Annotated in this window: 10 protein-coding genes and 2 pseudogenes; 9 read left to right on the top strand and 3 right to left on the bottom strand. The window is 64.8% G+C overall.

What is annotated here, in order from left to right; genetic code table 11:
• Positions 1-81, bottom strand: a pseudogene (locus Q0J74_RS11110) (macrolide ABC transporter ATP-binding protein); the annotation flags it as partial.
• Here Q0J74_RS11110 and Q0J74_RS08830 point away from each other — a divergent pair.
• Positions 53-811 (top strand): sensor histidine kinase, encoded by a 759-nt coding sequence (locus Q0J74_RS08830; RefSeq protein ID WP_363315573.1) that lies wholly within the window; start codon positions 53-55, stop codon positions 809-811. The pseudogene Q0J74_RS11110 and the gene Q0J74_RS08830 overlap by 29 nt on opposite strands.
• Positions 812-908: 97 nt before the next feature.
• Here the strand turns inward: Q0J74_RS08830 and Q0J74_RS08825 are convergent, their stop codons facing one another.
• The gene (locus tag Q0J74_RS08825) at positions 909-2177 is read right to left on the bottom strand and encodes an Ig-like domain-containing protein (protein WP_297213499.1); all 1269 of its coding nucleotides are present in this window, start codon (positions 2175-2177) and stop codon (positions 909-911) included.
• 186 nt (positions 2178-2363) lie between these two features.
• Between Q0J74_RS08825 and ylxM the strand changes: the two genes are divergently transcribed.
• From ylxM to Q0J74_RS08785, 8 genes are all read left to right on the top strand, one after another.
• Positions 2364-2732 carry a YlxM family DNA-binding protein gene (ylxM, locus tag Q0J74_RS08820; protein WP_297213495.1) on the top strand — a complete coding sequence of 123 codons (369 nt, stop codon included), beginning with the start codon at positions 2364-2366 and terminating at the stop codon, positions 2730-2732.
• Positions 2733-2735: 3 nt separating this feature from the next.
• A complete protein-coding gene (gene ffh, locus Q0J74_RS08815) occupies positions 2736-4094 on the top strand; it encodes a signal recognition particle protein (protein ID WP_297213492.1) in 1359 nt (452 codons plus the stop codon).
• 66 nt (positions 4095-4160) lie between these two features.
• Positions 4161-4400, top strand: coding sequence for a 30S ribosomal protein S16 (gene rpsP, locus Q0J74_RS08810; protein WP_087346996.1), 240 nt, complete (start codon positions 4161-4163; stop codon positions 4398-4400).
• 18 nt (positions 4401-4418) lie between these two features.
• The gene (locus Q0J74_RS08805; protein WP_297213482.1) at positions 4419-4649 is read left to right on the top strand and encodes a KH domain-containing protein; all 231 of its coding nucleotides are present in this window, start codon (positions 4419-4421) and stop codon (positions 4647-4649) included.
• 136 nt (positions 4650-4785) lie between these two features.
• A complete protein-coding gene (rimM, locus tag Q0J74_RS08800; protein ID WP_297213478.1) occupies positions 4786-5286 on the top strand; it encodes a ribosome maturation factor RimM in 501 nt (166 codons plus the stop codon).
• Positions 5279-6022, top strand: a complete 744-nt coding sequence (gene trmD, locus Q0J74_RS08795; RefSeq protein ID WP_297213474.1) for a tRNA (guanosine(37)-N1)-methyltransferase TrmD — start codon at positions 5279-5281, stop codon at positions 6020-6022. Before rimM ends, trmD begins: the two co-directional genes overlap by 8 nt.
• A 31-nt stretch (positions 6023-6053) precedes the next feature.
• Positions 6054-7418, top strand: a complete 1365-nt coding sequence (locus Q0J74_RS08790; protein ID WP_297213471.1) for an alpha-amylase family glycosyl hydrolase — start codon at positions 6054-6056, stop codon at positions 7416-7418.
• A gap of 117 nt (positions 7419-7535) precedes the next feature.
• Positions 7536-8372, top strand: a complete 837-nt coding sequence (locus Q0J74_RS08785) for a DegV family protein (RefSeq protein WP_297213468.1) — start codon at positions 7536-7538, stop codon at positions 8370-8372.
• Positions 8373-8446: 74 nt separating this feature from the next.
• Here the strand turns inward: Q0J74_RS08785 and cysS are convergent.
• Positions 8447-9313 (bottom strand): annotated as a pseudogene (gene cysS, locus Q0J74_RS08780) (cysteine--tRNA ligase); the annotation flags it as partial.

The raw sequence follows: 9313 nt of genomic DNA, 5'->3' as shown, positions 1-9313 counted from the left end.
GTCCAGGGCGCCGGTGGGCTCGTCGGCCATGAGGATGGGGGAGCGGGCGGCAATGGCCCGGGCAATGGCCACCCGCTTTTTCGTGGGTCTGTTCCTCTCCTCCCTGGCCCTCCGGCCCGCGGAGCGGGCCTGGAAGCAGCAGCGGCAGTTTGTGGCCGACGCCTCCCATGAGCTGAAAACCCCCCTCACCGTCATTCTGGCCAACACCGGCATTGTGCTGGCCCACCCCGAGGACACCGTGGCCGCCCAGTCCAAGTGGCTGGAATACACCCAGGAGGAGGCCCGGCAGATGAAGGGGCTGGTGGAGGATCTGCTCTTCCTGGCCAAGTCCGACGCCACCGGGCAGCCATTCCACCCCGCCGAGGCAGACCTGAGCGAGCTGGTCCAGGGCTGCCTGCTCCCCTTCGAGCCGGTGGCCTTTGAGGCGGGCGTGGCGCTGGAGGCCCGGGTGGAGCCGGCCCTCACCCTCACCGGCGACGAGGGGCAGCTGCGGCGCCTGGTGCGGATTCTGCTGGACAACGCCATCAAATACGCCGGTCCCCAGGGTACGGTGACCCTGGAGCTGGCCCGGCAGCAGGACAAGCTGCGCCTCTCCGTGCGCAACACCGGCGCCCCCATCCCGCCGGAGCACCTGCCCCACCTGTTTGAGCGGTTCTACCGGGCGGACGCCGCCCGGGACCGGAGTCAGGGGGGCTACGGCCTGGGCCTGGCCATTGCCAAGGCCATTGTGGAGCATCACCGGGGTACCATCACCGTGTCCAGCCGGGCAGAGACGGGGACCGTCTTCACCGTGCTCCTCCCCCGGCGGTGAGTCCCTCCGCCGGGGAACCCGGACAAAACCATCAGGACCTGCCGCCAGGCGGGGAGCAAGTGCTCCTTCGCCTGGCGGCAGGTCCTTTCTCCGCGCCTCAGAACCAGCCGGTATCCCGGCTGTCCAGCAGCTCCAGGGCGGCGCACAGCAGCTGGGCCGCCTGGCCCCGGGTCAGCTCCGCGCCCAGATTCTCCGCCCCGTCCAGCATTCCGCAGGTGGACAGGTTGGCCGCCGACTGGGCCGCCCAGGCCGGGGCGCCGGCGCCGGCAAAGGTCTGGGCGTCCACATCGGTAACCTGGAGCGCCCGGTCCAGCAGCACCGCCGCCTCCGCTGCGGTCATGGGGCGCTCCCCCTGGAACACCACCCGGCCGGCCCCGTCCTGGCTGCCCTGGACCAGTCCGCTTTTCAGGGCCGCAGCCACGTAGGGCTTGGCCCAGGTCTGGATGGCCTCGTCATCGGCAAAGCCGGTGCGCTCCACCCCCTCCAGCGCCTCCAGTCCGGTCGCATCCATCACCATGGCCACAAACTGGCTGCGGGTCACCGGCTCCTCCGGCTGGAAGAAGTAGGCCCCGTCCATACACACCCCCACAAAGATCCCCTCCTCCGCCAGGCGGACGGCAGCCTTGTGGGCGGGATGGCCCGACAGGTCGGCGTAGGTCACCTTGGTGTCCGGCTTTTCAATCTTCACCTTCACCGTGGCCGGGTCGGAGGCATTGCCCACCGCGTCCACCGCCACATAGGTGAAGCTGTCCTTCCCCGTCTTGTTCTCGTAGGGGGTGTAGACAAAGCTGCCGTCCTCCTGAATGGTCACCGCCCCCCGGGCGGGCTTCTTCACCAGGTGGTAGGTGAGCAGGTCCCCCTCCGGGTCCACCCCGTGAAAGCGCTGGGTGACCGCCACGTTCTGATAGGTGGTCAGCTCCAGATCCCGGGCCACCGGCGCGCCGTTGGCCTCCGCCAGCAAAAACAGCTCCGCCGCCGCCTCCGCCCCGCTGGTGCCGTCGGTAAACACCGGGAGAAACTGAAAGCGGGCGGTGGAGGGATTGAGGCAGTCCCTGGCGGTATAGCTCAGCCCCTCCACCGCCTCCATGGAGATCACATCCCCCACCCGCAGCAGCCGGCCCCCCAGGGTCAGGCTCCCCGCCTGGCTGTCCGGCAGCTCGGAGATCACAATGGCGTCCAGCGTCCCGCCCTCGGTGCGGAAATCCGCCTGCGTAAAGGTGAGGGACTCGCCTACGGCGGCGTTTTTCAGCAGATCGCAGGCCACCGGGGCCTGGACCTCCTCCTCAAAGAAAAAGGCCGTGGCGGGCAGGCCGGCGGTCAGCAGCAGCGCCCCCGCCAGCGCCGCGGTCAGAATGCGGTAGTTCAATGACAGGACCTCCTTATTTGGTAATCGCCCATAGTCTCTGCCAAAACCGCCAGAATATGCGCCCGCTGCCAGGGGAAATTTTCTCTTGACAAATGGGGAAAAATCGTGTATCATCCTTCTTGTTGTAAAGCTATGAAACTTTACTTCCTTTACAGAACCACCGGAGGCACGGAGGGAGGCGGCGAAGTGAAAAATCAGGCATACCGTATGGCACTGCTCTATGATTTCTATGGCGACATGCTCACCGACCGGCAGAAGGAGTTCTACGACCTCTATTACAACGAGGACCTGTCTCTGGCGGAGATCGCGGAGAACTACGGCATCACCCGGCAGGGGGTGCGGGATGTGATTGTCCGGGCGGAGGCGGTGCTCACCGAGCTGGAGGACAAGACTGGCATCATCAAGCGCTTTCATCAGATGCAGGGGCAGTTTGCCCAGATCCAGGAGGCGGTGGAGGTCATCGCCCAGCGCAACGACCGGAACTGGCAGGACGACGAGGTGGAGCTGCAATGCGGCCGCATCCGGGACCTGCTGGCCCAGCTGAAACAGGAGTGACCCATGGCATTTGAGGGATTGACTGAAAAGCTCTCCGCGGCGTTCAAGAAGCTGCGGGGCAAGGGCCGCCTCACCGAGGCCGACGTGAAGGAGGCCATGAAGGAGATCCGCATGGCCCTGCTGGAGGCCGACGTCAACTTCAAGGTGGTCAAGCAGTTTGTCTCCTCGGTCACCGAGCGGGCGGTAGGCTCCGACGTGCTGGAGAGCCTGACTCCCGCCCAGATGATCGTCAAGATCGTCAACGAGGAGCTGACGGCCCTGATGGGCGGGGAGAACAGCAAGCTGAACCTCTCCCCCAAGCCCCCCACGGTGGTGATGCTGTGCGGCCTCAACGGCGCGGGCAAGACCACCAACGGCGCCAAGCTGGCGGGGCTGTTCAAGCGGCAGGGCAAGCGGCCCCTGCTGGTGGCCTGCGACACCTTCCGTCCCGCCGCCATCACTCAGCTGGAGGTGGTGGGCGCCCAGGTGGACGTGCCGGTGTTCCAGATGGGGCAGGCAAATCCCATTGACATCGCCAAGGCGGGCATTGAGCATGCCAAGCGCCACGGCAACGACCTGGTCTTTCTCGACACCGCCGGCCGGCTCCACGTGGACGAGGAGCTGATGGACCAGCTGCGCCAGATGAAGGCGGCGGTGGAGCCCGACGAGATTCTGCTCATTGTGGACGCCATGATCGGTCAGGACGCGGTGAACGCCGCCAAGGCCTTTGACGAGGCGCTGGACCTCACCGGCGTGATGCTCACCAAGCTGGACGGCGACGCCCGGGGCGGCGCGGCCCTGTCCATCAAGGCGGTCACCGGCAAGCCCATCAAGTTTGTGGGCCAGGGGGAGAAGCTGGACCAGGTGGATCTGTTCTACCCGGACCGGATGGCCTCCCGGATTCTGGGCATGGGAGACGTGCTCTCCCTCATTGAGAAGGCCCAGCAGAGCTTTGACGCCCAGAAGGCGGCCGAGCTGGAGCAGAAGCTGCGGAAAAACAAGTTCACCCTGTCCGATTTTTACGACCAGCTGGTGCAGCTCAAGGGCATGGGTTCCCTCAGTGACATTGCCGGGATGCTGCCCGGCATGAACGGCAAGGCGCTGGAGGGGGCCGTGGTGGACGAATCCGCCCTCACCCGCACCGAGGCCATCATCCTGTCCATGACCCCCGCCGAGCGGGAGGACCCCTCCCTGCTGAACAACAGCCGGAAGAAGCGGATCGCCGCCGGCTCCGGCACCCAGGTGGTGGAGATCAACCGGCTGCTCAAGCAGTTCGAGCTGATGCAGCAGATGAGCCGCCAGTTCTCCGGCAAGAACAGGAAGAAGCTGAGCCGGATGGGCAAGCTGGGCGGCTTGGGCAAATTGCCCGGCCTGCCCTTTTAGCGGTTGGTAAGCGCGGCGTGCCGCGTTTCCATAGATGTTTGAAACTTACATGGAGGTGAAGATACAATGGTTAAGATCAGACTGCGTCGTATGGGCGCCAAGAAGTCTCCTTTCTACCGCATCGTGGTGGCGGACTCCCGCTATCCCCGTGACGGCCGCTTCATCGAGGAGATCGGCACCTACAACCCTCTGACCCAGCCCGCCGAGATCAAGGTGGACGCCGAGCGCGCCCAGGCCTGGATCAAGACCGGTGCTCAGCCCACTGAGACGGTAAAGGCTCTGCTGAAAAAAGCTGGCGCCATCTAATTTGGAGGTCAGGCTGGCATGAAGGAACTGCTCACCTACATCGCCCGCAGCCTGGTGGATCACCCCGATTCCGTGGTGGTCACCGAGCACGCCGGCGAGAGTGAGACCGTCCTGGAGCTTCGGGTGGCCCCCGAGGACATGGGCAAGGTGATCGGCCGCCAGGGCCGCATCGCCAAGGAGATCCGCACGCTGATGCGCTCCGTGGCCCAGCGCCAGGGTACCAAGGTCTCCGTTGAGATCATCGACTGAAAAACGGCGGGGTCTGCCCCGCCGTTTTTTCTGCCCGAAAATCGGCCGTCCCGTCTGGCGGCCGGGGGAAAAATGTGGTATGCTATAGGCTGCGGACGGGCGATCCTGCGCCCGCCGCTGCGGGAGGTCCAAGGATATGAAACATCAGTATCTTGAAGCCGGGCAGATTGTCAACACCCACGGCATCCGGGGCGAGGTGAAGATCGTCCCCTGGTGCGACACGCCGGAGTTCCTCTGCCAGTTTGACACCCTCTATCTGGACGGCCGGCCGGTGAAGGTCCGGGCCGCCCGGGTCCACAAGGGGAACGTGCTGGCCGTGCTGGAGGGGGTGGACGACGTCAACGCCGCCATGGCCCTGAAGGGCAAGACGGTGTTTATCGACCGCACCGGGGTGGTACTGCCGGAGGGCCGGCACTTCCTGGCCGACCTGATGGGGCTGGAGGTGCTCGACGCCACCACCGGCGAGAAGCTGGGCGTGGTGGCCGACATTCTCACCCCGCCCGCCCACGAGGTCTACGTGGTGCGGGGGGAGCACGAGTATCTGATTCCCGCCGTGGACGAATTTTTGGCGGAGACCAATGTGGAGGCCGGCTACCTCAAGGTCCGGCTCATTGAGGGGATGCGCACCGATGTATAGAATCGACATCATGACCCTCTTCGACCTGACGGTGGGCGATATGATGAACGAGTCCATTCTGGGCCGGGCGCAGGAGCGGGACCTGATCCGCATTGAGGCCCACCAGATCCGGGACTACACCCTGAGCAGGCAGAAGCAGGTGGACGACTACCCCTACGGGGGCGGCCGGGGGGCGGTGATGCAGGCCGACCCCCTCTACCAGTGCTGGAAGCACATCACCGACACCTACGGGCCGGGACACACCATCTACCTCTCCCCCGCCGGCACCACCTTTACCGAGGCCCACGCCCGCCGCCTGCGGGACGGCTTCGACCATCTGATCCTGGTATGCGGCCACTACGAGGGGATTGACGAGCGGTTCATCGAGGAGTGCGTGGACGAGGAGATCTCCATCGGGGACTTCGTCCTCACCGGCGGGGAGCTGGCCGCCATGGTGGTGGCCGACGCGGTGGCCCGGCTGGTGCCGGGGGTGCTGTCCGACCCCGAGTGCTTTGAGAATGAGAGCCACTGGAACGGCCTTCTGGAGTACCCCCAGTACTCCCGGCCGGAGGAGTGGCACGGCCGGAAGGTCCCCCCCATCCTCCGCTCCGGCGACCACAAGAGCATCGCCCGGTGGCGGCGGAAACAGTCCATCCTCCGCACCCGGCAGCGGCGGCCCGACCTGTATGAAAAGCTGGACCTGTCCTCCAAGGAGGACCAGAAGCTGCTGCGGGAGCTGGAGGAAGAGCAGGCATAACCAGGTTATCCATTGAAACGGAGGCATTGCTATGAGTCACTGGTCCACCAAGTCCGTGTTCTATCACATCTACCCCCTGGGATTCTGCGGCGCACCGGAGTACAACGACTTCGGGGCTCCGGTGCAGCGGCTGGAGCAGCTGCGGGCGTGGATTCCCCACCTGAAGGAGCTGGGCGTCAACGCCCTGTACCTGGGTCCGGTGTTCCAGTCGGTGAAGCACGGCTACGACACCGCCGACTACTTCCAGATCGACTGCCGCCTGGGGGACAACCAGTCCTTCGCCAAGCTGTGCGGCGAGCTCCACGAAAACGGCATCCGGGTGGTGCTGGACGGGGTGTTCAACCACGTGGGCCGGGCCTTCTGGGCCTTCAAGGACGTCCAGGAGAAGGGCCAGGCCTCTCCCTACTGCGGCTGGTTCCATAACCTGAACTTCGGCGGCCCCTCCCCCATGGGGGACCCCTTCTGGTACGACAGCTGGCAGGGCCACTACGAGCTGGTGAAGCTCAACCTGCGCAACCCCCAGGTGGTGGACCACCTGCTGGAGGCGGTGACCATGTGGATGGACGCCTTCCACATCGACGGGCTGCGGCTGGACGCCGCCGACTGCGTGGATTTCGACTTCTTCCGCACCCTCAAGGGCTTTGTGAAGGACAGAAATCCGGAGTTCTGGCTGATGGGGGAGATCATCCACGGGGACTACGCCCGCTGGGCCAACCCGGAGATGCTGGACAGCGTCACCAACTATGAGTGCTGGAAGGGCCTGTGGTCCTCCCACAACGACAAGAATTACTTCGAGATCGCCCACTCCCTCCACCGCCAGTTCGGCCCCGGGGGCATCTACCGGAACCTGAGCCTGTACAACTTCGCCGACAACCACGACGTGGACCGGCTGGCCTCCAAGCTCACCAACCCCGACCATATCCGGAACCTGTACACCCTGCTGTACACCATGCCCGGCATCCCCTCCCTCTACTACGGCAGCGAGTGGGCCCTGAAGGGGGCGCGCACCAAAACCTCCGACGCGGCCCTCCGCCCCCACCTGGAGCTGGCGGAGATGGAACAGCTGGACCAGAGCCTGTGCGCCCACCTCGGCAAGCTGGCCGCCATCCGCGCCGCCTTCCCCGCCCTGCGTGAGGGCGGGTACGAGAACGTGCTCATCAAAAACCAGCAGCTGGTCTTCCGCCGGGCCACCGACAGCCAGCGGGTATACGTGGTGCTCAATCTGGAGCCGGAGGAGGTCCACGTGGAGTTTAAGCACAATGAGCCGGTGCTCCAGGATGTGCTCAACGACAACCGGATCTTCAACAACGACGGCGGCCGCACCTGGCTGCCCGTTCCCCCCTGCTCGGCCCGGATTCTGGTGGGCGCCCCGGACAAGTTTGCCTGGCCCGCCTGAGCCATCCAGAGAAATCCAATTTGTTTGCATCTTCTCCCTTTACTTTTCCCGGCAAGGATGATACAATGACCCAAAGAGCGGATGTAATCTTTTATATTATATTTGAGGATTTCTGTTATGAGCTTTAAAATTATTGTTGACAGCTGCTGCGACCTGACGCCCGCCCAGCTGCGGGACGGTTCCTTCCTCAGCGTACCGCTGACCATTCACGTGGGGGAGCAGTCCATCGTGGACGACGCCTGCTTTGACCGTGGGGCGCTGCTCCACGCCATGAAGGAGTGTCCCACCGCGCCCCACACCTCCTGCCCCTCCCCCGCCCAGTATCTGGACGCCTTTGCCTGCGGGGCGGAGGATCTCTACGTGGTCACCCTGTCCGCCCTGCTGTCCGGGTCCCACAACGCCGCCGCCCAGGCCTGCAGCCTGTGGCTGGAGGAGCACCCCGGCTCCAACGTCCACATTTTCAACTCCTGCTCCGCCTCCGCCGGGGAGGTGCTGGTGGCGCTGAAAATTCAGGAGCTGGCCCAGTCCGGCATGGACTTCTCCACGGTGGTGGCCCAGGTGTCCCGGTACATTGAGGAGATGGACACCCTGTTTGTCCTGGAGAATCTGGACAACCTGCGGAAGAACGGCCGGCTCACCCGGATGCAGTCTCTGGTGACCAGCACCCTGCGGATCAAGCTGCTGCTGGGTTCCACCCCCGAGGGGGAGATCTGCAAGCGGGGGCAGGCCATGTCGGTGAAGCAGGCCCTTGGCAAGATGGCGGCCATGATGGCCGCCGACCCCTGCCACGCCGGCAGGCGGCTGGCCATTGTCCACTGCAACTGCCTGGACCGGGCCTACCACCTGCGGGAGCTGGTGCAGAAACAGTGCCAGTTTTCCGACGTCCTCATCAGCGAGACCGGCGGCATCTCCACGGTGTACGCCAACGACGGCGGCGTGGTGGCCGCCTACTGAAATCTGCCGAGCGGAAAAGCGGCGGCACGCCGGGGGGCTTCCCCGGCGTGCCGCCGCTTCTTTTCTCCAAAGGCTCACACCCGGGTCCAGGTGGTGCCTTCCTTGCTGTCCTTGATCTCCACCCCCATGGCCTTGAGCTGATCCCGGATGGCGTCGGCCTCGGCCCAGTTCTTGGCCCTCTTGGCCTCCAGCCGCTTGGCGATGAGGGCCTCGATTTCCTCGGCCCCCTCCACCGGCGCGGCCGCCTTCTCCCGCAGAGCCGCCGCCTTCTCCAGCAGGCTCAGGCCCAGCACCTGGTCAAAGCTGCCGATGAGAGCACGCTTGGTGGCGTCGTTCACGTCGGCCTTCAGCACGTCGTACAGGGCGGTGATGCCCAGGGAGGTGTTCAAATCGTTGCCCACCGCCTCGATAAAGGCGGCCTTGTACCTGGCCGCGGCCTCCTCGTCCACCGGGGCGGGGTCATCGGACAGGGCGGCCACGCGGCCCACCAGCTTGTCGTAGGCCGCCCTGGCGTTGTCCAGGTTCTCCCAGGAGAACACCAGCCCCTTGCGGTAGTGGGACTGGAGGCAGAAGAAGCGGTACACCAGGGGGTCGTACCCCTTCTCCTCCAGCAGGGAGACGGTGAGGAACTCCCCCTTGGATTTGCTCATCTTGCCGGAGTTGGTGTTCAGGTGGTGGACATGCATCCAGTATTTGCACCAGGGATGGCCCAGGTAGGCCTCGGACTGGGCAATCTCGTTGGTGTGGTGGGGGAAGGCGTTGTCAATGCCGCCGCAGTGGATGTCCAGGTACTCCCCGTTGTACTTCATGGAGATGCAGGAGCACTCGATGTGCCAGCCGGGATAGCCCACTCCCCAGGGGGAGTCCCACTTCAGGGCCTGGTCCTCAAACTTGGACTTGGTGAACCACAGCACAAAGTCGTTCTTGTTGCGCTTGTTCAG

Origin of the sequence: uncultured Flavonifractor sp. (assembly GCF_944387675.1) — a bacterium.
Lineage (GTDB): Bacteria > Bacillota > Clostridia > Oscillospirales > Oscillospiraceae > Flavonifractor.
The sequence above is the reverse complement of the archived record's forward strand: the minus strand, read 5'-3'. Positions and strand labels throughout refer to the sequence as shown.

Coding starts and splice junctions, on each gene's coding strand:
- Q0J74_RS08830 (WP_363315573.1), top strand. CDS start 53: ATGGCCCGGGCAATGGCCACCCGCTTTTTCGTGGGTCTGTTCCTCTCC.
- ffh (WP_297213492.1), top strand. CDS start 2,736: ATGGCATTTGAGGGATTGACTGAAAAGCTCTCCGCGGCGTTCAAGAAG.
- rpsP (WP_087346996.1), top strand. CDS start 4,161: ATGGTTAAGATCAGACTGCGTCGTATGGGCGCCAAGAAGTCTCCTTTC.
- Q0J74_RS08805 (WP_297213482.1), top strand. CDS start 4,419: ATGAAGGAACTGCTCACCTACATCGCCCGCAGCCTGGTGGATCACCCC.
- rimM (WP_297213478.1), top strand. CDS start 4,786: ATGAAACATCAGTATCTTGAAGCCGGGCAGATTGTCAACACCCACGGC.
- trmD (WP_297213474.1), top strand. CDS start 5,279: ATGTATAGAATCGACATCATGACCCTCTTCGACCTGACGGTGGGCGAT.
- Q0J74_RS08790 (WP_297213471.1), top strand. CDS start 6,054: ATGAGTCACTGGTCCACCAAGTCCGTGTTCTATCACATCTACCCCCTG.
- Q0J74_RS08785 (WP_297213468.1), top strand. CDS start 7,536: ATGAGCTTTAAAATTATTGTTGACAGCTGCTGCGACCTGACGCCCGCC.